21 protein-coding genes, 1 tRNA gene and 1 pseudogene are annotated in these 20937 nt (G+C 60.5%); 14 read left to right on the plus strand and 9 right to left on the minus strand.

Going from position 1 to position 20937, the window contains the following annotated elements; genetic code table 11:
• Positions 1-124: 124 nt before the first annotated feature.
• Both FZP69_RS10140 and FZP69_RS10145 read left to right on the plus strand, forming a co-directional pair.
• Positions 125-382, plus strand: a complete 258-nt coding sequence (locus tag FZP69_RS10140) for a hypothetical protein (protein WP_152041187.1) — start codon at positions 125-127, stop codon at positions 380-382.
• An 85-nt stretch (positions 383-467) separates the two neighbouring features.
• Positions 468-824: a hypothetical protein gene (locus FZP69_RS10145; RefSeq protein WP_152041188.1), complete on the plus strand. Its 357-nt coding sequence runs from the start codon at positions 468-470 to the stop codon at positions 822-824.
• Positions 825-1631: 807 nt separating this feature from the next.
• On the opposite strand, the gene FZP69_RS10150 is transcribed toward FZP69_RS10145, so the two are convergent.
• Together FZP69_RS10150 and FZP69_RS23240 are read right to left on the minus strand one after the other, a co-directional pair.
• Positions 1632-1997, minus strand: a complete 366-nt coding sequence (locus tag FZP69_RS10150) for a hypothetical protein (RefSeq protein WP_192918528.1) — start codon at positions 1995-1997, stop codon at positions 1632-1634.
• A gap of 172 nt (positions 1998-2169) precedes the next feature.
• A complete protein-coding gene (locus tag FZP69_RS23240; protein WP_275689353.1) occupies positions 2170-2304 on the minus strand; it encodes a hypothetical protein in 135 nt (44 codons plus the stop codon).
• Positions 2305-2376: 72 nt separating this feature from the next.
• On the opposite strand from FZP69_RS23240, the gene FZP69_RS10155 reads away from it, so the two are divergent.
• Entirely contained in the window at positions 2377-2757 is a 381-nt protein-coding gene (locus FZP69_RS10155) for a hypothetical protein (RefSeq protein ID WP_152041190.1), read from the plus strand.
• A gap of 276 nt (positions 2758-3033) precedes the next feature.
• On the opposite strand, the gene FZP69_RS10160 is transcribed toward FZP69_RS10155, so the two are convergent.
• On the minus strand, positions 3034-3408 hold the full coding sequence (locus tag FZP69_RS10160) for a hypothetical protein (protein ID WP_152041191.1): 375 nt from the start codon (positions 3406-3408) through the stop codon (positions 3034-3036).
• A gap of 121 nt (positions 3409-3529) precedes the next feature.
• Here FZP69_RS10160 and FZP69_RS10165 point away from each other — a divergent pair, with 121 nt between their 5' ends.
• The 5 genes from FZP69_RS10165 to FZP69_RS10185 all read left to right on the plus strand — a co-directional run bounded on the left by FZP69_RS10165 (position 3530) and on the right by FZP69_RS10185 (position 8580).
• Positions 3530-3754, plus strand: a complete 225-nt coding sequence (locus tag FZP69_RS10165; protein ID WP_240137538.1) for a hypothetical protein — start codon at positions 3530-3532, stop codon at positions 3752-3754.
• A gap of 95 nt (positions 3755-3849) precedes the next feature.
• Positions 3850-5253: a DUF6498-containing protein gene (locus FZP69_RS23020; RefSeq protein WP_240137540.1), complete on the plus strand. Its 1404-nt coding sequence runs from the start codon at positions 3850-3852 to the stop codon at positions 5251-5253.
• A gap of 323 nt (positions 5254-5576) precedes the next feature.
• Positions 5577-5912, plus strand: a complete 336-nt coding sequence (locus FZP69_RS10175) for a hypothetical protein (RefSeq protein WP_152041192.1) — start codon at positions 5577-5579, stop codon at positions 5910-5912.
• 260 nt (positions 5913-6172) lie between these two features.
• Positions 6173-6961 (plus strand): ABC transporter ATP-binding protein, encoded by a 789-nt coding sequence (locus tag FZP69_RS10180; RefSeq protein WP_152041193.1) that lies wholly within the window; start codon positions 6173-6175, stop codon positions 6959-6961.
• The gene (locus FZP69_RS10185) at positions 6958-8580 is read left to right on the plus strand and encodes a hypothetical protein (RefSeq protein ID WP_152041194.1); all 1623 of its coding nucleotides are present in this window, start codon (positions 6958-6960) and stop codon (positions 8578-8580) included. The genes FZP69_RS10180 and FZP69_RS10185 overlap by 4 nt, the downstream gene beginning before the upstream one ends.
• Positions 8581-8613: 33 nt before the next feature.
• On the opposite strand, the gene FZP69_RS10190 is transcribed toward FZP69_RS10185, so the two are convergent.
• The 3 genes from FZP69_RS10190 to FZP69_RS10200 form a co-directional block, all read right to left on the minus strand.
• Positions 8614-8973, minus strand: coding sequence for a hypothetical protein (locus FZP69_RS10190; protein ID WP_152041195.1), 360 nt, complete (start codon positions 8971-8973; stop codon positions 8614-8616).
• Between the two features lie 147 nt (positions 8974-9120).
• Positions 9121-9555: a hypothetical protein gene (locus FZP69_RS10195; RefSeq protein ID WP_152041196.1), complete on the minus strand. Its 435-nt coding sequence runs from the start codon at positions 9553-9555 to the stop codon at positions 9121-9123.
• A complete protein-coding gene (locus FZP69_RS10200) occupies positions 9552-10022 on the minus strand; it encodes a DUF3267 domain-containing protein (RefSeq protein WP_152041197.1) in 471 nt (156 codons plus the stop codon). Before FZP69_RS10200 ends, FZP69_RS10195 begins: the two co-directional genes overlap by 4 nt.
• A 659-nt stretch (positions 10023-10681) precedes the next feature.
• On the opposite strand from FZP69_RS10200, the gene FZP69_RS10205 reads away from it, so the two are divergent.
• Complete coding sequence (locus FZP69_RS10205) at positions 10682-11014, plus strand: CPBP family glutamic-type intramembrane protease (protein WP_240137542.1); 333 nt, start codon at positions 10682-10684, stop codon at positions 11012-11014.
• Between the two features lie 276 nt (positions 11015-11290).
• Here FZP69_RS10205 and FZP69_RS10210 read toward each other — a convergent pair whose 3' ends face one another.
• A complete protein-coding gene (locus FZP69_RS10210; RefSeq protein WP_204959951.1) occupies positions 11291-12007 on the minus strand; it encodes a hypothetical protein in 717 nt (238 codons plus the stop codon).
• Between the two features lie 265 nt (positions 12008-12272).
• Between FZP69_RS10210 and FZP69_RS10215 the strand changes: the two genes are divergently transcribed.
• The 4 genes and pseudogenes from FZP69_RS10215 to FZP69_RS10230 all read left to right on the plus strand — a co-directional run bounded on the left by FZP69_RS10215 (position 12273) and on the right by FZP69_RS10230 (position 18515).
• Entirely contained in the window at positions 12273-13127 is an 855-nt protein-coding gene (locus FZP69_RS10215; RefSeq protein WP_204959953.1) for a DUF6920 family protein, read from the plus strand.
• A gap of 189 nt (positions 13128-13316) precedes the next feature.
• Positions 13317-13642, plus strand: a pseudogene (locus FZP69_RS10220) (AAA family ATPase); the annotation flags it as partial.
• Between the two features lie 470 nt (positions 13643-14112).
• Positions 14113-16029, plus strand: coding sequence for a tetratricopeptide repeat protein (locus tag FZP69_RS10225; protein ID WP_152041199.1), 1917 nt, complete (start codon positions 14113-14115; stop codon positions 16027-16029).
• Positions 16026-18515 (plus strand): hypothetical protein, encoded by a 2490-nt coding sequence (locus FZP69_RS10230; RefSeq protein ID WP_152041200.1) that lies wholly within the window; start codon positions 16026-16028, stop codon positions 18513-18515. Before FZP69_RS10225 ends, FZP69_RS10230 begins: the two co-directional genes overlap by 4 nt.
• A 59-nt stretch (positions 18516-18574) precedes the next feature.
• Here FZP69_RS10230 and FZP69_RS10235 read toward each other — a convergent pair whose 3' ends face one another.
• Both FZP69_RS10235 and FZP69_RS10240 read right to left on the minus strand, forming a co-directional pair.
• On the minus strand, positions 18575-18862 hold the full coding sequence (locus tag FZP69_RS10235) for a hypothetical protein (protein WP_204959955.1): 288 nt from the start codon (positions 18860-18862) through the stop codon (positions 18575-18577).
• 16 nt (positions 18863-18878) lie between these two features.
• A tRNA-Lys gene (locus tag FZP69_RS10240) sits at positions 18879-18952 on the minus strand.
• Positions 18953-19311: 359 nt separating this feature from the next.
• On the opposite strand from FZP69_RS10240, the gene FZP69_RS10245 reads away from it, so the two are divergent.
• Positions 19312-20910, plus strand: a complete 1599-nt coding sequence (locus tag FZP69_RS10245; protein WP_192918529.1) for a carbohydrate-binding protein — start codon at positions 19312-19314, stop codon at positions 20908-20910.
• Positions 20911-20937: the final 27 nt, after the last annotated feature.

The following is a 20937-nucleotide window of genomic DNA, read 5'->3' on the forward strand; positions in this document are numbered from 1 at the left end:
TCGAGGAGCGCAACCGTCTGTTGCTCCTCGTCGGAACGGTCCCGACCGTCGGCGGCGACCTCGAGGGACGCGGGTGACTGCCACGGGGAGAAGAACGAAGTGGGTGTGAGGGGTGAGTACACCGATGGAAACGTACCGGATCGAAGATCTGGTCTTGGGTACGACCATGGTCTGCCTGGGTGTCCTCCCGACAGGCCTGCTCCTCGTCGGCCGCGGACAGACCTTACTGTTTCTCGACAGTGCGAGTGCCAGCGTACTTCCCGAACGGTTCCGAATGCTCCTCGTCGTCGTGCTGTGCGTCTGTGGACTTACACTGGCTGTACTGGGAATACTTATAATCAAGAACGGCCGGTCTCGGCCGACCACGACCAGGCTCTTTTGACGATGATACTCATCTCCCCCACTGTTGATCGATCCTCTGTGGGGAGAACAGTACCGTTACACTGAGTCGGTGAGTGCACACCGACATGGACGCTCGCTACGCCTGGCCAGTGGGGGCCGTGGTCGGTCTCTCGGTCGGCTATCTCTTCGGGGTACAGCGCGGTGACATGGTACTCGGTGCTGTGCTCACGGCCGTCTGGACGATCACGGCGTACGGTCTCTTGGCGTTCCCCGAACATCGGGGGAGGGGGTCCGGGTCACACTCCCGGTTCTGGTACTCTCTCGTCGGCGTGCTTGGGCCGATCGTGATGTTCACGCCACAGTATAGCTCGCTGTTATCCCCTGCCGAGGGGCTTCCGTTGGTCCTCCTCCTCGGCGGTGTGTGGCTCGGTGGTGTGTTCGCGGGTGTTTCGCTGGACCGGAGTGAACCCTCCGAGTCGTGAACCGATATAGAGCCACTCGTCGGACAGCTACTGTTGACCCACGACTCAGATCACCGATTGTTTCTGTATAACGACGTTAACCTCTGGAAGGAACGGTTTCCAGTCACGCTCTCCACCCATGGCGTACTCGAGAACGAGAGGCTCGAACTCCCCACGGACGACTTGGCGACCGGTGTCGTTGGCGCCGAGACTGTCCCCGTGCAGCTCGTACGTTTCGCTGATTCGTTTACCCGGATCAAGTGGCTGGACGAGCGGCGTCGACGACGTCCCGTAATCTCTCCGATTCGTCGCTCTCGGCGTATCTCTCCGTCCAGAGGATCGTTCCCGATGCCTCCTCGGTTCCGAGCGAATCGACGAGCTCGAGCAGACCGAACGGCCAGATTCCCGTGTTTCGAATCTGAATCGGCCGCTCCCCTTCGTTCGAGAGAGAACCTGAGCCGGGCTGGATGTTCGATGACCGCGTTGGGATCTTTGATTTCAACCGGAGAAGTCAACTGTCGCCGAAACGTCGACCATCGAGACCTCTGTTACGGTATACTCGGTCGCACCCAGACACCCGGTCAGCCCGAGAAGTGAGGCACTGGTGACACCGAGGAACGACCGTCGTCTCACTGCTCTGCACCCCCTGTTCCCGTCTCGATGGGCGTAGTGTCACCGGTCAGGGAAACGAACACCGACTCCATCGACGCGTCTTGTTCAATGTTTGCTCGACTCAGACGTTCTTCGAGCGTGCCGCTGGCGATCAGGCTTCCATGGTGTATGATGCCGACTCGGTCGTCGTTGATGCGTCTGTCCCCGAACCTGTGCTTATCTGTCAGTGGCATCCGAAGCTCCGAGACTCACGAGCCCGCTCACCAGTCCAAAGAACCCGACGATTACGAGCCGTATGGTAAGTGAGTCGTTCTGTGGGTCGACGAAGGGGATCGCTCCGAACGCGACGACAGCGATTCCGAAGAGGCCGACCGTGAGGACGCGGTCGTACCGCGGGTCGTACTCCACGTCTGCGAGGCGTGCCCACAGGGTATCGTCCGGAGTCGGTCGTTGCCTCCGTTCGAGTCCGTCGCTCGTTTGAACGGCAACGAACCCCCGTCTCAGTCCTGCCAAGATCGCCCCGAACAGTCCACCGATGGCTACACCGGCGACGAAGTTCCCGGGGCCGCTGAGAGCGCTCACGACGAGACCGACCACCAGTGCGGGGAGGACGAACAGGCCGACTGGTTCTATAAGATCCACCAGCGTCGCTGGTCGTTCGTGATCCGAACTCATCACCCGGCTGCTCCTCCCACCGTGCGATTCGGTTCGACAGTCGTGTCGCCAGCGTCGTGTCGATGGGTTCCTTCCCGTGTCATTCCCCTCGTTCCGCGTCGACCGCCTCCACGAGGAGTTCGATGAGCAGTTCCGACAGATCTTCGTGATCGACCACGCCGAGCGCCACGGTCACCTCCTCGCCTCTCGTTGGTTCGTCGTTGTCGTCGGACATCGGAGCTCCCGTCGTAGTGAGCGACGGGCGTGGGCCTGATAGCTATTTACCTCTCGCCTCCCCTGTTTTGGGGTGACGGCTCTCCTTCCCGTCTCGTCTCGAGCGCTCCGACTGTGTCTGTACGGCTGTCTCGTCACTTGCATCGTCTGCGAGTGTCTATCGCTCGCTGACGACATCCTCGACCCGATGCTCTGGCCGGACGGTGCCGAGTACGGAGCCATCCTCCTTGTCCTCGCTGGGGTGTACTACCAGCACATCCCTGACCGCGAGCGTATCGAACGATGGCGGGCACGGGCTGTTGCCTGTCTCGTCCTTGGACTCGTTTCGCTTCTCTCCATCGCGTACACGAATCCTGAGAGTCCGCTGACTGCTGTGCCGTTCGCAGTTCTCATCGTCGGGGCGATTGTGGCCTACCGAGGACTGTATGATGAGTGTACGCGCCCACGTCCGTGATTACTCCCGGAAGACCCAAAGGACGGATCGTTCATCTCCTCGTGAGTTCTGGATACTGACAACGGGGGAAAAGCGGTGGGGTGACGAGGCGGAGCAGACCCCGTCGAATCGCGGGCAGGAGCTCATGCCGACAGGTGGCTGTCGGCATCGAACAGTACTGAGGGGATACTAACCAATCCAGTGAAGGCTTCAACGGGGATTTGAGCGAACCCGTCACAGACTGTCGGTACGCGCTTCTCGCAGCGCAGGTCGCTCCCAACCGTCGGATGTTGCCCCTCACCGAGCGAGGAGCACGATACCGCCACCCATCGTGAGGAGGAACGCACCGGTACTGGCCAGAAGCGGCGACAGTCCGAACAGTTCGGTTCCGATCCAGTACAGGCTAGAAAACGCTCCCGACGCGACCGCCGAGGCAACGACGATCCAGCAGACGGCCTTCCACATCCGGTCGTACGGAGGCCAGTACTCGTCGTACAGGGTTGGAACGACGACACCGATTGTCAACAGGAGGAGAAAGCTTCCGTCAGGGTCGAATACCACACCGAATCCGTACGTGACGCAGAGTGCGAGGAAGATGGCTACCGAGACGGTCAGATTCCGCTGCGTCCAGAACCGTTGGCGTATGCGGGTGAGGACGGTAGTGGAGGGCATCGTTCGAGATGACGGCCAGCAGTGCAAAAAGGCTAGCACCACGCCGACGACGCCGAAGAGGTCACAGCCGTACGGTGTCTCGGTCAGATCAACTGTCACTCACGTCGAAACGTTCGAGTAGGTGATAGCAGTAGGCTGTGAGAAGGTGCGAGTCACGTGCGGGTTCGTCCTGTCGAGTGGTGTTGTCGTGGCGGCGGTGGTATACGTTTCGGGGCCCGCTGATGCGGGTGTCGTCACGTCACTGGTGATCGGTACTGTCGTGTTTCTCGTGTTCTCAGTCGCTCTCACGGTCTCGAGCGGACGAGTGAAAGAGATACTCCTCGAGCTTCTGTCGTTGCTTCCTTGACGCTCGGTTCCGAAACCGCTCATCGATCTCGCCTAAAGCCGCTCTCGAAGCAGTATACAAATAAATCGCAGGACCGTTCGTCTGAATATCTGACAGTGAGTTTGAACGACCGGATCTCGTCGACGACGTTCGTACTCAGTGGTGCCATCGTCGTGCTGGGTGCGAACTTGCTTCCACTCGTCGGCGTCGTTGCGTGGGGCTGGAGCCTCTGGTCGCTACTCGTCGTCTACTGGTCCGAGGCGTTCAGTACGATCGTCTTGGCCGCCGTCAAGACGCTGTTCGCCGAGCGTGGGTCACCGGGTATATCGGGCCAGATTGAACCGTTACACGAGCTTCGAGAGAAACGTGGTGGCTGGACGGTTCGGGAGAGCTGGCCACCGGTCTATCCGCGAAACATCCCGTTTGCGCTCTCGATGCTCGGGGTGTGGTCCGTGACAGTGCTCCCACTGAGCGTTCTCTACTGGCTGGTGGCCGACCCACTAATCACGTTCTCCCTCGACCTCATCCTCGGACTGGGCGCGTTGGTGGCCGCACAGGTAGTCGACTTCGTCTTCGAGTACATCGCCACCGAAGAATACACTGAGGTTTCCGCACAGGAGATCATGCGAACGCCGGCACAGCTCACGGTTATCTTGCTGTCGGTCGGGCTGTTTGCCGCTGGCGGCCGGACGGGCGGTCTGTTGATCCTCGTTGGTGTCGTCCTCGCGAAGACGACCGCGTCGCTGTACCGCTTCTTCGTCGAGCATATCGGGACGCCGATGCTCGGGGTCGGTGACCGCCTCGTCGACGACGAGAATTTCAGCGAACCACCGCCAGAACTCGAACTCCCCGTGGCCGAGGTGCAGACACGGGTCTCCGTCAGCGCGAAGTCGGTGTTGCTTGGGAGCATCTGGTCGATCGCGTTCGGCTTCGCGACCCGTCTTGGGCTGGGCGTGCTCGCGTTCTCTGGACTCGCTGTCATCTCCCGCGAACCACTGTGGATCGCCGGCGGACTGTTCGCGATCAGCGTACTCGTCGTCGCACGCGTTTTCAGCTACTTCTTTCGATACGGCACGATCGAGTACCAACGGCGCGGTGACACCCTTGTCGCGTACGACACACTGCTCGAAGCGCCGCAGTGGACAGTCACGGTCGACCCGTTCACCGATTTCTCGGTGAAGAACGCGATCGCCGACCGGTTGCTCGGGACAGGGACGCTCACTATCTCGGGCGTCGAGTCGGTCGATCGAGACGACGTGCAACTGGGTCCAGTCACAGATATCGACCGCGTCGTCGACACGCTCGACCTTCCGGTCGATGAAACGACGCGACCGGAGCGTGACCTGGCAGTTATGGCTGCGGCCACCGTCTTGATGCTGTGTTTCGTCGCCGTCCCGGTGGGACTGTTCTTCACCTCCCGCGTCAGCGACGCGATGGCGGGTGCACTCACCGTCCTGTTCGGACCGTTCCTGTTGCTCCCGATCGGCGTGCTCCTCTGGGCCGCACTCTCTCGAATTTGACTCGTCTTTCGGCCCTCGCAGTTGCACGCTGCGGTCACTTTTTTGTCGGTGATGTAATATAAGGCCCCGGTCCTGCAGCTCCAGACCGCAGAAAGACACGGATCTGTGGTCGGACGCGGCTATCGCTCAGAGAGGCCATCGCAGTCAGAGCTGTTCTCGCGTCAGCCCCTGCACACTGGCTGCGTGAGGGCACTCAGCGCTAGATCGTCGATACAGACTCCTGCCACCAGCACACCGGACGCGCGAACACGGCTGGTGTGCCGGGACCGGGCGATGGTGAAAAGATATATTCGATCCGGACGAGACCCGTCGAACGTCCCCCAGTGTTCGAGTTCGACGAACCCTATCAGCGTGATCTCGCACTGATTGGCCTCGGAATCCTCGTCGTGCTCCTCTGTGTGGGCGCGTTCGTTTTCGTATCCGAGACCAACCAGAGCACGAGGTGGCTCACCGTTGACGAGACGGACACCATCTACCCCACCGAGGAAGTGGTCGCATTCGAGTCGATGACACCGGCACAACAACGAACGTTCAAAGCTGCTCTCGCCGATCCGGAGAACTACGTCGAGGTAACGAACGCAAGCACCAAAGTCTGGGAGGACCACCGTGCCGTCCGGTACGAGAACCGGACCTACGAGGTTGAGGTCGCGGTGACCTGAAGCATAATTGAGATCATATTTTTCACACTGCGTCGGACCAACCTAACCCGTTCTCTGACCCGATTACTCGCTGATGTGACCAAAGGCCATCGTCTATAGCTGTCCGACTCTGGGGCGTCCTCGAACATCGTTCGGCCTCAACAACCGAAACACGTGATCGATGCGAACTGCTTGATTGTGGGGTGTGAAGAACCAGTATCGTCACTCAGGTCGTTGTCGAAAGGTATAGAGGTCGTTTCCCGCAACTGTCAGTACCCGCGATGCCCTCCACGCCACACGAACACGCAATCGAATCGACAGCTCTCAGAAAGACGTACCGGTCCGAGGTCGCACTCGACGGCCTCTCGTTGTCTATCCCCCATGGAACGGTCTATGGCTTTCTCGGCCCGAACGGCGCGGGGAAGACGACGACGATGCGACTGTTGACCGGGTTGTCGAACGCCTCTGCCGGTGAGGCTCGCGTCTGTGGCGTTCCTGTCGACGACCGTCGTCGACTCGTCTCGCACGTCGGCTATCTCCCCGAGACGCCGCCGCTGTACGAGGAGTTTAGCGCCTCCGAACAGCTCGAATACGTTGCCGACCTCCGTGACATCCCACCCGAGACGGCCGCGGACAGAATCCAGCGGTTCCTCGAACGGTTCGACCTCGCAGCCGACGCGGGCAAACGAATCGGCACCTACTCCAAAGGAATGCAACAGAAGACGGCGTTCATCCAGAGCGTCCTCCACTGCCCCGATGTCCTCTTTCTCGACGAGCCGACGAGTGGACTAGATCCCCGGGCTGCACGGGAGATTCGCGAGTCGATCAGCGAGTTCGCCGACTCGGGAACGACCGTCTTCCTCTCGACGCATATCCTCCCCGTCGTCGAAGCTGTCGCAGACGAAGTGGGTGTCCTCTTCGAGGGCAGACTCGTCGCGGAGGGGACACCGGACGAACTCACATCGCGTGCCGAGACCGGTGACGGCACGCTCGAAGACGCGTTCCTCGCCGTCACGAGTACGAGCGACATCTCGAGGGAGACGTCCGCCTCGGACGGAGCACTCGAATGACGCTCTCGACTGATGTACGACACGGGCTTCGGATCGCCAGCGCGGAGTTCAGCCGAAGCCTCCGCGGCTACACCAGTGACACACGGCGCGTCCTCGGAATCGCCCTTTTCACCCTGCTCTTCGGCGGCAACCTCCTCTTCGCACTCCCCGGTATCTACCTCCTCGGACAGCGCGTCCAGACCGTTTCGAGGGTACCGTTCCTCGACCAAATCGCGCTCCTCCTCCCAGTCGGGCTCCTGTTCGTCGCCGTCTTGCGGACACTGGAACGGATCGGTGGGGCTGAGTCCGAAGATCTCCTCCTGACGACCGTGCATCCACGTGCGGTGGTCGTCGGCCTCATGACGGCTGAAATCGCTCGACTAGCGCTGTGGTTTGGACTGCCCGTCCTCCTCGTCAGCACCGTGTTCGCGGCTGGACTCGGCGCACCGACGCTCGTCGTGACTGCTGGGCTGGTTTCGCTTCCGCTCGTCTGCTGTACCGCAGTCTGGGGATACGCGCTCGGACTCGGGCTACTCCGGGTAATTCGTCGCCTTCCCACGCTGCAGAGAGCGCTCAAGATCGGCGGAATCGGTCTCCTCGTCGTCTTCGTCGTCGTCTCTCAGTTCGTCGGCCAGTATCTCTCGAACGGGGCGGTGTCGATTCAGACGCTCCTCTCTGTCGTCCAGTTCGGACCGCTAACCGAGTACACGACGCTCGCGTTCGTCGGGACACCACTGGTTCAACCGGTCGATCCGAGTGCACTCGTCGTCCTCGTCGGTTGTCTCGTGCTCACGCCACTTGGACTCGCGGTGTCCGAACGGCAGGCGACCGCACTCTGGTTCACAGACAGCGCCGCACAGAGGAAACCCGAGACACGACTCTCCGAGTCGTCCAGTGAGACCGGCCGCTTCACACCACCTCGGCCGTTCTCGTGGAGGAAGTCCGGTCGTATCGCGTGGGGATACCTCGTCAGGGCTGCCCGAAAACCACAACAACTGGTTCATCTCGTCCTCATCATCTTCTTCATCGGTCCGTTTGGAACGGCGCTCTTCCAGAGTACTGGCGATGGACTGCTCGCCTCGATTGCGGGACTGGGCGTCGTCCTCGGCGTGTACGTCTCTGGGGCGGCGTTCAATCTCAATCCGCTCGGGGACGACCGAGACCAACTCCCGTTGATACTCCTCACCGACACCGATACGACGACACACCTTCGTGGTCGTGTCGGTGCTGGACTGTCGATCGGTCTCCCGCTCGCCGTACTCACCTCGGTCGGGTCGCTCGCGTTGAGTTCTTCACCACTCTACGGGCTGGCGTTCGCCGTGGCTGCGCTTGGCTGGTGCGTCGCCGGTGCGTTGCTGGCGCTCGGCCTCGGCTGTGCCTACCCCGTCTACGAAGAACGGGAGATGTGGGGTGTCGAAACCGTCTCACCCTCGACACTCGTCCTGGTGACGTACTCCGTCATCGTGGTGTTCGGAACGGGTCTTGGGCTCGTGGTCCTCTGGTTTCTGCTCACCGGCGGTCTCGTCCCCTCCGTCTCGGTACTCACTGGGGTCTCGTTGTACGTGCTCGTCACCAGTGGTGTTCCGGTTGTCTCGTATCTGTACGCGGTTCGGCGGTACCGCCGGCACACGATCGAGTGACACGGCAGTGTCTGAACTGCTGTCGAGGAGAGACTAGTCGGATGTGTTTGCACGCCAGCCAGTCGGGCGTCCGGCGATCAACAGGTGGGTGGCGACGACCAATGGAATCGCACTGATCATCCCGGTACCGAAACTGAGGACCGGACGGGGAGGGACGGCGAACGTCGTCTGCACGACCCAGAAGCTGATGAAAAAGAGAACGATTACCGTTGCGCGGCCCACGCCACCGATCGACCGGAACCAGCGACCGAGTTGCTTTCCAGGTGTGGAGTTCGCGCCGGGTCCGGCTGCGACGACCAGCGCCACAAAGCCGACAGCGACCCACGACCACAGGAGCGGTTCGCCGAGGATATTAATTGGCCACCAGAAGACGGCCAACACACCCATGAGCACGTCTGTCCACGTCGGCTGACGGTCCGGAGTCCACGTCGACAGGACACGTCTCACTGCCATCTGTTTCGGTATGCTCTCTCGGAGATAGTTAGCTCCTTGTGTGACCCACGTCCGTTCGGCAGCACAGTGCGATGCCCTTGCGGTAGGCTACATCGTCTCTCCGTTCGAGGGCGTCCGTCTGCGATATGTCCGGACGAGCGCGTAGACGAGTCCGACCAGCGCGCCGATGACCAGGACACCGGGACCGACACCAAACGATATCTCCTCAGGCGTGTTCGTGAACGCGAATAGATACGTGATTCGACCGGGCGTCCCCACAGTGAGTGATTCGACACCGAGCGTCGAGAGCAGGAGTGGACCCCCAATCGCAACGAGTACGAAGACGCTGAACGCAGCGACTGCCGCCCCAACAAGTGCATCCCAGACCAGTGCGGTCGCCGAGAGCGGATTGACGTGGTCGGTTTCGTTGCCGAGAATCCTGACCCCTCTCTCATGATCGACGATGCGGACGTGTGCGGGATAGCTCACCACGCTCAGGGTCATCCAGACGTCCGCGACTGCGCCGGCGGCGTTCAGCGTCAAACGATGAGTAAGCCCCACTCCAGTCCGATCATCACTGGGACACCGACGAGTGTCAGAACCACGAGCGGCGTCAACAAGACGACGATGAACTGGTTTCGACTGAACTCGTGCTCGGTCGTCGCGTACGCGTACGTCAGGATGAAGTGGGCGACCTCGACACCGTATCTGGCTTCCCCGCCGTCGTATCGGATCGCGAGGCCGTGCAGCCACTCGTGCGGGATGATGAAGGCCGTCCCGAGACCCACGACGACGAGGACGTTCACCGCAACTGCCCACCAGCCGACATCCGGCAGTACGAGTCTGAGTGCCGCCGCCTGTCCGGTTCCGAATTCGTAGAGTACACTGAACAGTCCCCACGCGACGACCATGCCGAGTGTCCCGACTGCAGTCAGCTGGATGGTGAGTCCCCGAGTCATCTCGAGATCTGCGAGGATTACCTCCGACTCAGCAGACTCTTCGGTTACCATCGTACCTCAGGTGAACGCACCGACTGGGATAACAGTTCGGCGTTCTCGCTCACAATTGGGCCTATGGGGTGCTGTCTCGAGACCATCCACTCATCGATTCCAGTGAGTTGTCGACGACAACTAGGGCTCTTGGATTGCACTCTTCGACCCGTTGTAGACGGGTGTAGTTCTGTGCCGGGTGCGAGAGACGCGTGGCTATCTGCCGGGTACATGATGCGTCCAAAGACTCGTGTGTACTGACCACCTATCAGCAATCATGGATCAATCGGACGAAGACGGCGAGGCTGACCGAACTGACGAGGAAGCGATCAACCAGCGGCTTGACCGTCTGATTAACTTCCTTGCGACGTATCTCCCCTGAACGCACAGACTGTCGCTGGTGACCCGCTTCCCACACCTACGAGCGCTCGTTACTCGGGAACGTCGGCGGGAGAGACCGTATTCGACGGCTCGTTCGACGTGAATCCCGGCGAATCCGACCGGACCGACGAGGAGGGCGCTTGCTCCGGTGAGGTAGACCAGCGAGAGCGACACCACGGCGTTGAACGAGCCGTGGAGCAGCGTCGCGGCGAGGACGGACTTCGCGTGGACGGTCAGGTAGGTGAACAGCGGGGAGGCGGCGACCGTCCAGCCCGTCATCACGACGATGCCTGCGAGCGGTGCCTCGGGGAAGTTGTGTCCCTGGACGATCAGCGACAGTTGCCGGCCTCCTCAACGGGGGAACCTGGGCCGTCTGGCACGCACCGTTCGTCTACTTCCCGGGCTACTACGCGAACACGAACTTCAACCCGGAGTTCTGGTGGTGGCTCCCGTCGATCGTCCTGCAGACCCTGATCTTCGTCTGGGTGTACAACAACACGCAGGGGAGCATCCTGGCGATACTCGTCATCCACGGGATGATGAACCTGACCGGCGAGCTCTTCGGGCTCGCCCCCGAGCTATTCCCGTTCCAGCTCCCGTTCCTCGTGCTGGTTAGGGCCCCCTCGTCGTGAGCTGGCAGCGAGACACCGTCGCTCGATCCAAAGACGTCGCAGGCGCTCCCTGATGTCCCGGGGACAGAACCGACGGTTGCTCATCGCGCTCGTGGCGCTCGCCGTCGGGTTGGCGGTCAACTCGCTCCTCGAACCGTCGCGACGGGCGCCGTTACGTATCCGTTCTCGGACCCCTCGGTGAACCAGACGATCGGCCTGGCGGCCGTCTCACCCCTCGTCGTGTCGTGGGGAGCCTCGTATCAGTCTCGTTCCTCCAGAGTCCTCAAAAAGGGCGTGTCAGGCCGCTGATTGAGAGTCATGACTCCGCTCGGTGTCTTCCCGCAGAGGCTGGGTACGTCCGAACACGATGCCGATCAGGAGAAACGCGACCGGAGCGACGACAGCGTATCCGATGACGCCGATGTTCCGGACCTGCATATCCGCGAGTGGGACACCGATCAGACCCGCGAGACTCAGTATCCCACTCACGAGGAGGAGAATCCACACCCATCTCACCAGTCGACTCCCTCCTCTGAATACGGGGACAGCGAAGAGGATCGAGAGGGCGAAGAACCAGTCCCACGCGAGGATGTCCAACGCGTACACGATCGATGGCCACTCGAACGAGACGATCAACGGAACCCACGACAGTCCGGTCGCTTCCAGTCGAGGGCCGACGGTGAGTCCGACGAAGTGGACGCTGGTCGTAACCGTCGCTAACACGATCATGAAGACGAGTGCGGTCAGACTATACACCTTGACCGCGGGGCGTGCATACGCGTGAATCGCGACCATGGTAACGACGTACAATGCCGCTAACGGGATGATGAGCAGTCTCATGATCGTGATGTATGGATCTCCGATCGGGTCATGAGGCGACTCCAGTGAGAGAAACCCGAGAGCAGTAACGAGTGCGTACACCACTCCGAGGACGAACACCAGCCAGGCTGCGGCTCTCCCGATCGTGCGGTGCTGTGGTGTGAAACCGGCATGGCTTGGCATACGATGATTCATCGGCTCGTATTGCTCCGGCATATCATAACGGTTGGTAGCGTGTCCCAGTTGGCCCGCATCGCCGACCGAGTCCACACCGGTTCCAGAGCGGGGCGAGAGCGTGAACAGTTACAGGCCAGTCGGTACACCCGACTAGCGGACGTCGGTACTGGGTTCGGCCGATAGGTACTCGTACAGGACGGGCATAATCGAACACCTCCGGTTCGGTCTAACGTGTGGTTCTGACGGTGGGTATTCTTTAGCTCGGGGCCTCCGATGTGCGACCATGCGGACTGCTCGTGTCCTCAAAGGTACCACTGGTGCGGTCGTGGCTTTCCTCATTGCCGTCCTCGCAGGCATCCTCTGGCTCCGACGTGAAACTGCCCGGTGGATTGACGAACTTCGTCGTCCGGCGAACACCGAACGCGAGATGGTGTTCACGGCCGAGGACCTGGAAGACCTACCCGCCCCCGTCCGAGCGTATCTCGAAAACACGCTTCAGGAGGGACAGCCATACGTCGACTCGGTCCGGTTGAAACAGCACGGCAAACTGCGCCTCGGCGATACGTCGTCGCCCTGGAGACCGTTTACGGCGACACAGCGCGTCACGGTCGATCCGCCGGGATTCTTCTGGGACGCCTCGATCTCGCTCGTCCCGTTCGTCTCGTTCCGCATCCGCGATCTCTTTCGGGACGGGAACGGTTCTGCAGAGGTCTCGCTGTCCGGCGTCATCCCGCTCGACAGGGGTGAGCCGAGCCAGGAACTGAACGAGGCGGAGCTGGTTCGGTATCTCGCCGAGGCCGTCTGGTATCCGACAGCGCTGCTTCCCAGCGAAGGCGTCCAGTGGGAGCCGATCGACGATCGGACGGCGGAAGCGACGATCGACCACGGTGACGTGTCCGCCTCACTCACCTTCTCGTTCAACGAGGACGACGAAGTGACGCGAGTCTACACGGAGGGGCGGTATCGACGTGTAGCGGATGGCTTCGAGCCGACGCCGTGGTCCGGGTACTGGAACAACTACCAGACACGGAACGGAATCCGTATTCCGATGGAAGGTGAAGTCGTCTGGCACCTCCCGGACGGCGATCTTGAGGCGTGGCAGGGACAGCTCACGGAGATCCACTACGATGAGTTGTGACCATCGACGCGAGGTTCACCTTCTCGGTCGGCGATAATCGAGTGCAACGGCTAATGTTTGCCCTGACGTTTTCTTCAGTATGACTCACGACCCTCTCTCGGGCGAATCTATCAGAGCACAATCAACTTTGACACCCTTGGCCATCGAAACGAACGGTCTAACCAAACGATTCGGAGACCACACGGTTCGATCACCTCGACCTCGCAGTCCCGCAGGGAACCATCTATGGGTTCCTCTGCCCGAACGGCGCCCGCAGCCCGGATCGAGGAGTTCTTGGCCCGTCTCGACGTGACCGACGACGCGGATCGACGAATTTCGACCAACTCCAAGGGGATGCGCCAGAAGCTCGGCCTGATCCAGGCACTCCTCCACGAGCCAGCCGTCCTCTTCTGTACGAACCGACGAGCGGTCTCGATCCACGGGCCGTTCGAACCGTCCTCGATGTTCTCGCCGAACTCGTTGATGAGGAGACCACCGTGTTCCTGTCGACACACATCCTCTCGGTCGTCGACGAACAGATTCCCAGTTCTATTATCCTCTCTGAGATTGACTTCGACAATTAATACCCGTTCCCCCAATATCATATCCCTCTCTCTTGTCTCTTCAAATCTATAAAATCAAGAGAATTACGAAAGATATTCCATCGCTTCTTGGTCTTTGCCCATCAGAATATCCAAAACTTCTTTTCTGAACGGATTCAAATAACATGTTCTGGATGTATTTGGTCGAAATGTGATGCTCTGAGATTGTTTCAACACTTTGAACGCGAGTCTCAGATCCCATAATGTTAAATTCTCTTGCAATAATATGGAATTAAAGTTCATTTTGTGATATTTCTGAACGCGAGCTGCTGTTGAGAGTCCCAAGACATATTTTGTGTTAGCGACTATTTCGGCCCTCGCTAGTCGGGTTCTCTCATATTCCTGACTATCTCCAGTGATAACGTCTCCGAGAAAATAAGAGTAGTTAGTATCATCTCTTACTAATGCAACAGCCAGCACCAGACTGGAGCGACAAGATCGACGAGGAAGGGACACCCGTTGATCCACTCTACACGAACCGCTCGCGCAACCGGGTCGTGAACCTGTTCGCCCACGGGGCGATTACCTCCATCCCGCTACGGCTTCGGTACGTCTCGATCTTCTGCTGGGCGATAGAGCAACTGAGCGATTCAGAGGACGACGACGAAGAGCGGTACCGGCAGATGAAGAACATCGAGAAGCTCTTCTGCCTATCGAGCCGGTATCAGGAAATCCAGCATGACCAGCCGGGTGCAATCACTGGGATGGACGGAAACACGGAATTCAATTACGATTATGAAGAATTCGATGAAATCAGGTTAGACGACCTAGAGCTGCTCAAGAACGACAGCTACGCCTACCAGCGGTTCTACGAGAACCTACTACAGAAATTCCTGCTGAAGCGGGGGGATTTTACACTGACCGCTGCAGGACAGGAACTCGCTGGACTCGTCGGGGAGCGACTCGGCGAGAATCAGGAAAGAATAATCTCGTGTGCGGAAAGTGGGCGTGCGACGCGAAACAATTTTGAGGCGTTCAGTCACGATTTCGCCAACCAGTCCGTCTACTACGAGGCGGAGTTCGAGCCAGAGCGGCGAGCACTTCAAAAGGTGTTCCTCGGGTTCCTCGAATGGGAGGATGACAAGCAGTCGGGGTCGGTTCATCTCCACGGCTCCATTCCAGAAGCGATCCGGATCAATGTTCTCGACCACCTTCACGAGACACTGGAAATGGGCGATGTCGAGGATCACAACGCCAGCAAGCTCTACCAGAAGTACCACCGAGGCTACCACCACTACCGTTGCGCGTTCTCGCTCTTCCTGCTTCGAGCGCGCCAACTGGTGATGGACGACACCGCGAATCCCATCGAACTCAAGGAGACGGACGCGAAGTTCGACCAGTTTCGGTCGCTGATGCATACCTACTGGCAGCAGGTCTACCTCGGGTACGCGCTCGAGGCACAACTCGAGGCCACAACCACCTTCCTCAACAGCCGCATCCCCGCTCGGTACGACTACGAACCGCTCGTCGAATCAGTAAGCGATGCCGACCGGATTCAAGCGGAGGTGAACGGAATCCTGCGGAATTTCGAGGTTTCGGATGGTTCAGACGATGTCCCCACGGAACAGCTCACTCGGAATCTGATGCTGTACGGGACGGCCGACCCGACGAAGCCATCGGTTTCGATTACGCCAGCGGATCCTGAGACCCCACTTGACCTCGGCACCGTACAGGATGCCATCGCAGAATGGACGGCCGAGGGGTGGGAGACCGTACCCGCACTTACCAGCGCCGAGGGCGTCAACGAGGTGCTCCTCTCGAAGGCCATCCGAAACAGTTTGAACGGGCTCCACTCGGCTCTCGATGACGAAGACGCGCAGATCGCGCACTGGTCTCGGGCCCTCGCCTGCTCGACTGTCCTCGTTCTCCTTGAGGTGGCTCGCCTGAGACGGCAGCGTGACGAACGGCAGTGGCTCCACAACTACGTGTACTCTCGACTCGACTCACCCTTCGCCTCCTTGCCCGCTCTCGACCGGTTCATAGCCGACCTTGACCCCGACACCCCCATCCACGAGGTCGCGCGGTCGCTGCTTCGGGAACAGGTCATCGGGACACACCTCCGCGTCTTCTACGACCGACTCAGCCCCGGGAACCTCAAGCGAATGCTCTCGTTCGATCAGGACAACCGCCTCTGTCTCGAGGCCCAGAAAGAGCGGGGAGAGCAGCCCTTCCGAGCACGGGTTTCCCTCGTCCGGTTCTTCGAGACCAACACCTTCCTCCGGGACTGCGGGCTGCTAGAGGACGATCCAGACGCGGACTTCGCGGTGACGCCGTTCGCCGCTGACTTGCTCCGACGCGCCCTCGGGGGTGAAAACGCATGAACCTCCTCAAGGAGCTTGAGGGGGAGGGCTGGAGCATCCAGCAGGCACTCCTGACGACGTATCCGTTCGATCCACAGTTCTTCAGCGGATACGTCCGTCCCAGACTGCGCAAGCGGAACTGCGACTTGCCGCTCGTGCTGATGGATGCCACCCGCTACGAGCGCAACATCAGTAAGGGTGACTGGCGGGAGGCCCCAATCGGGACTGACTACCTGCTGGAGCCCGTCTACTCTGACGGCGTCTTTCACCCGAAGGTCAATCTGTACGCGTCCGAGCGGAGCGTCTACTTCACCGTCAGCTCCGCGAACATCGGGCTTGAGGAATACTGTAAGGCAGCGCAAATCGGCTACAGTGACGGCTTCCAGCGGTACTGGTTGAGCGACGACGAACACAACGTTGGCGAGGTGTTCTCGGTCGCCCGCGACATCCGAGACTTCTTCGAACAACTGCTCGAGATCGAAGGCTACGTGACCGGACAGGACGCTCGAGATTACGTTCGGGAGGCCACCACCACCCTCGAATGGCTTGATCACAAGGAGGATCCACAGTCAAATACCGAACAGAGCATCTGGTTCCTCTCGAACCTCTCGGAGTCGATTCTCGATCAGATCGTCAGCCGGGTCGGTGATGTCGAGTCCGTCCAGATGTACGCACCGTTCTATGGCTCGCCGAACGTGTTGCGACAGATTGCGGAGACGCTGAATGCTGGTCGGCTGGAGTTCATCGTCGAATCTGAGAGCACCGCGATGGACGTTGGGGGACTTCCGGACACACTCGACCATGACTTCGCGGTTCGGGAGATGGAACACTCGTCGACCCGGTGGGTTCACGCGAAGTACATGACCTTGGAGGGCGGCTGGGGCACAGCTTGTCTCTACGGAAGCCCAAACATGACCAGCACCGCGCTTCTCGAGCCCGCTTCGAGAGGGAACGTCGAGGCAGGATTTCTGCAGGTGTTCCCTCCGGAGCAGACGCGGCCGCTCGACGGGTCACTCCTCCACAACGCGTCCTTCCCCTTCGACTTCTCCGACCCGGTTGCCGATCTGGACTCGCTCTCCCTTCGCGACCAGAGTTACGAGGGGTGGGAGGGAGAGATGTCGGACAACCGTGTAGACTTCCGACTCCTTGACGCACAGCTGACACAGGCCGATTCCGACGGCGAGGCCGAACTCGTCTTTCGCCTCGGTGGTATCTCGGGCAAACACACCTTCCTCGTCGCCACTGAGGCCGGGGACGAACGCCGGATGACGACTACGCTTGAGGCAGACGCCGAACTCTCTATTCGCGTCGATGAGGACGACCGGGTCACTTGGCAAGATGCCGTCGTGACCATTACTGTCCCATCCGAGGGACTACGGAGCAACGCCCGCCGGGTCGTGCAGGAGTCACAGGAGTACTACCGCGAGTATCGCGACATAACCCGGAGCGGGGGCACAGAGAGTTCCACTACCCTCCTCCGGACGGTCTTGCAAAATCCAGATGCGAGCGCAGCGGGTGTGTTCAACATCGCGATCTCCGAACTCCAGAAGATATCCCAGCAGAGCGCTGGAGGAAGCGAGACTGCGGCCCCCGACGGAAGAGGGGCCCCGCAGTTTCCGGAACGATCGCCCGCCCGGCTCGCTGGTTCTTCGTCGTCGACTCCCTCACTCCCGAAACTCATCGAGAATCATCTCTCGTACCAGCGTGAGCGCGCGGTTAATGTCTTGACAACAGATGAGCTGCCGACGCCGAACACCGTTGAGCAGTCGGTGGAGCACTTGCGCACGTTCTGGGAAACCATCGAGCTGTGCTTGGTGATGGACTGCCTCGGGGAGCTGGACTCCGATTCAACCGACGTCGAGGGACTCTTCGCGACGTGCCGCTCGGAACTCTCCGAGCTCATGAATCACCTTCCGACTATCATTCGGCGTCTGAACGGGATCCTCGACCGGGCTGAGCAAGAGGCCGATGTAAAAAAGGAGTTCCTGACGGACGAGGTAGAAGCCGTCGACGAACATCCGATCTGGGCGACGGTTTTCGACTCTTTGTTCCTCCACCCCTCCCTCGTCCTCGAACTCGACTACCGGGCCGAGCGGGATGTTACCGCTCCCCGACACAACTTCGCTCGGCAGATTAAGTCGAGCCTGAGTCTCGCAAACCCGGCTATCTGGCAGTACCTGTTCAACGGCTCATACGCGGTTTCCGAGACCAACGGTTACATTGAGAATCTACAGGTAGATTACGGCGAGGAGCAGCAGGAAGTTCCAGTGAGCACATCCGGGACTCGGACGCTGTTGCTATACGTTCTGGTACAGCAAGTGGTCTCCAGCCCGGGCTTCTTAGATGGGCTTCGCAACCACCCGAAATTTTCGGCCGAAAACATCGAATCCCTCGCCGAATCCGTCATCGAAGCAGACGACGCAATCGTTGAGTACGGACTCGTTGGCAGCATCCAATGGAGCTTCACCCTGAAAGAGGCCTACACAGACGTAAAAAAGCTCCTGTAAGCTGACTCTGACAAGGAGAGCGTCTCTATACCGAATACTCTTGGCTCGCTGGCCAAGATTCACTCCCCGAGTTCTTGGAGCTTCTTTTGCACTTGTGCGTACACCTTTGGATGTAGATTCATCCCCTCGTCCACGAGGTCATACAGGACGTCGGTCGCCTCGTCTGCTGTCAACTCACCTTCCTTCGTACGCTTGAGCAATAGGGTCGTCACCCACCAGCACTCGACGCCGTGACTCCGAGCAACCTCGACTAGGGAGTTGAACCGAGTCGAGACGTGCTCGCTCACTCCGTTCGCTGTGTGCGACTCGCCGGGTTCAACACTCTCCGAGGCGTTTTCACTGCTCACTTCGTTCGCAGGAAAACGGGCCGGGAGGGAGTTGAACCCCCGACCGACGGATTAAGAGTCCGTCGCTCTCCCTGACTGAGCTACCGGCCCTTGTTTTGGAGAAACGGTGGTACAGTAAAAGGCGTTTCCATTCGGTCGGCGGACGACGCGGGTCGGCATCCGAACAGTGTGGCCCGACACTCGGGGAGTGGGTCACAACCACCGCCGATCGGTCGATCAGGGGGCCACACGTGGGTCGTGTTTAGTTGAAGCCGAAAAGTGGGGTCGGTGTGATCTCTACTGGTTCGTGACGGAAACCACACGTCTCGGCGGATGCTGCGGCTGGATCGAACTGACAGTTGTGGAGCGGCGATGGACACCACCGCAGCTCATGAAGCTCGGTAGTCGAGTCCGTCTCGGTACGACTCGGGGGAATGAATGTCACTCTGGCCGAAAGCCGCGTCCATCAGTTGACCGCCGAAAATGCGGTGAACAGCACGCTCCGCGACGTCACCGTGAGGTCTGACAGCCGGTCGGGGAGCGTTTGGTTCCGAGGGTCCGGCAACACGGTCGAAAACGTCACCGCAGGGAGCATCACTCTCGTCTCGTCACCGAACAACACGATTCGAAACACGACGGCAGAGCGCATCCGACTCGACTGGGGGACGGGAACGGAGACGTTCCCCGACGACAACCTGCTCGTCGGAAACACCGCCGACGAGATCGTCATCTCCAACAACGCCCGGAACAACACGGTCCGCGGCAACGACGCCGCGGTGCGCGTCGCCGGGACCGAGACGTTCGACAACCGGATCGTCGGCAACGACGCGTCGGGATCGGCGGTCGGGATCGAGATCGACCGGGCCAGTCGAACCACGGTCCGCAACAACACGGTGACGGGGAACGACCACGGCATCGTCCTCGTCGGCGCGACGGACAATCGACTGGCGAACAACACCGCTGTCGGGAACGCCGAGTGGGACTACTACTCCGCGAGCGCGTCGACGAACAACACGGTGACGAATCTGACAGTCGGCCCGACGCTCTCGTTCGACAGCCGCGACGTCGCGATCCGGGAGGCGGCCGACCCACCACGGCTCCCCGAGGGGATCGCCGGCGTCGGCGCGTACGTCGTGGTGAACGGCACGAGCGTCGACTCGTGGGCGGACCTCACGGTCAAGTACACCGACTTGGACACCGTCGGCGTCGACGAGGAGAGCCTGCGACTGTGTCGGTACGCCGACGGCAGCTGGGAGCCGATCGAGGAAGAAGACCAGCTCGACGCCGCGCTAAACCGGGTGAGCGCCAACGTCAGCCGCTCCGACTTCGGCGTGGTCGCCCCGCTCGGCAAAGCGACGGACGACCAGCGGCCGTACGATGGAACCGCTCGCACGCTTCCGGGCGAGATTGACGCGTCACACTTCGACACCGGCGGCGAGGGCGTCGCGTATCACGACGACGAACCAGCACGCCGTGACGACAGCGGGTTCAGACCCGACGTCGGCGTCGACATCGAACCGCCATCGCTGGGTGGAACGGGCGACGGGTCGATCGGCTACGTCGAGGAGGGCGAGTGGGTCGAGTACACCGTCGACGCCGAGCCGGGGACGTATCGACTCGCCCTCGCCGTCGCGAGCAAGCGTGACGGCGAACTCACCGTGTCCATCGACGGCCGGGAAATCGGGACCGTGGTCAAAAACACCGGCGGGTGGTACAATTTCACCGAGACCGACGTCGGCGAGTTCACGATCGAGGAGGGTGGCGAGCACACCATCCGGATCGAGTGGAGTGGGCCACCGCTCAACGTCGATCGTCTCGTCGTCGAAGAGAGCGACACGACCACCGAGCACACGATCGAGATCGTCGGGAACGGAGAGTACACCGAGTACGAGTTCGACGTCTCTGGAGAGATCACGGGCGGGTCGGGACTCAACGCCGAGGACTCGTTCTCGGGCGCGAGCGCGGCCGGGACGGTCGTCGACGGATCGGACACGTACACGTTCACCGGCGAGTTGACGAACCTGAGCGTCGACGGGTCCGCGACCGTCCGGATTCGAGAGGGAGAGTAGTCGCGGGCTGTCTTTCGGCAAGTCGTG

The sequence above is a fragment of the Salinigranum salinum genome, assembly GCF_009176545.1.
In the GTDB taxonomy this organism is placed as follows: domain Archaea; phylum Halobacteriota; class Halobacteria; order Halobacteriales; family Haloferacaceae; genus Salinigranum; species Salinigranum salinum.

Bases quoted from the DNA above. Each gene is read 5' to 3' on its own strand.
- FZP69_RS10215 (WP_204959953.1), top strand. From the start codon at position 12,273: ATGCGGACTGCTCGTGTCCTCAAAGGTACCACTGGTGCGGTCGTGGCT.
- FZP69_RS10210 (WP_204959951.1), bottom strand. From the start codon at position 12,007: ATGAATCATCGTATGCCAAGCCATGCCGGTTTCACACCACAGCACCGC.
- FZP69_RS10140 (WP_152041187.1), top strand. From the start codon at position 125: ATGGAAACGTACCGGATCGAAGATCTGGTCTTGGGTACGACCATGGTC.
- FZP69_RS10225 (WP_152041199.1), top strand. From the start codon at position 14,113: ATGCAACAGCCAGCACCAGACTGGAGCGACAAGATCGACGAGGAAGGG.
- FZP69_RS10230 (WP_152041200.1), top strand. From the start codon at position 16,026: ATGAACCTCCTCAAGGAGCTTGAGGGGGAGGGCTGGAGCATCCAGCAG.
- FZP69_RS10180 (WP_152041193.1), top strand. From the start codon at position 6,173: ATGCCCTCCACGCCACACGAACACGCAATCGAATCGACAGCTCTCAGA.
- FZP69_RS10160 (WP_152041191.1), bottom strand. From the start codon at position 3,408: ATGCCCTCCACTACCGTCCTCACCCGCATACGCCAACGGTTCTGGACG.
- FZP69_RS10145 (WP_152041188.1), top strand. From the start codon at position 468: ATGGACGCTCGCTACGCCTGGCCAGTGGGGGCCGTGGTCGGTCTCTCG.
- FZP69_RS10185 (WP_152041194.1), top strand. From the start codon at position 6,958: ATGACGCTCTCGACTGATGTACGACACGGGCTTCGGATCGCCAGCGCG.
- FZP69_RS10200 (WP_152041197.1), bottom strand. From the start codon at position 10,022: ATGGTAACCGAAGAGTCTGCTGAGTCGGAGGTAATCCTCGCAGATCTC.
- FZP69_RS23240 (WP_275689353.1), bottom strand. From the start codon at position 2,304: ATGTCCGACGACAACGACGAACCAACGAGAGGCGAGGAGGTGACCGTG.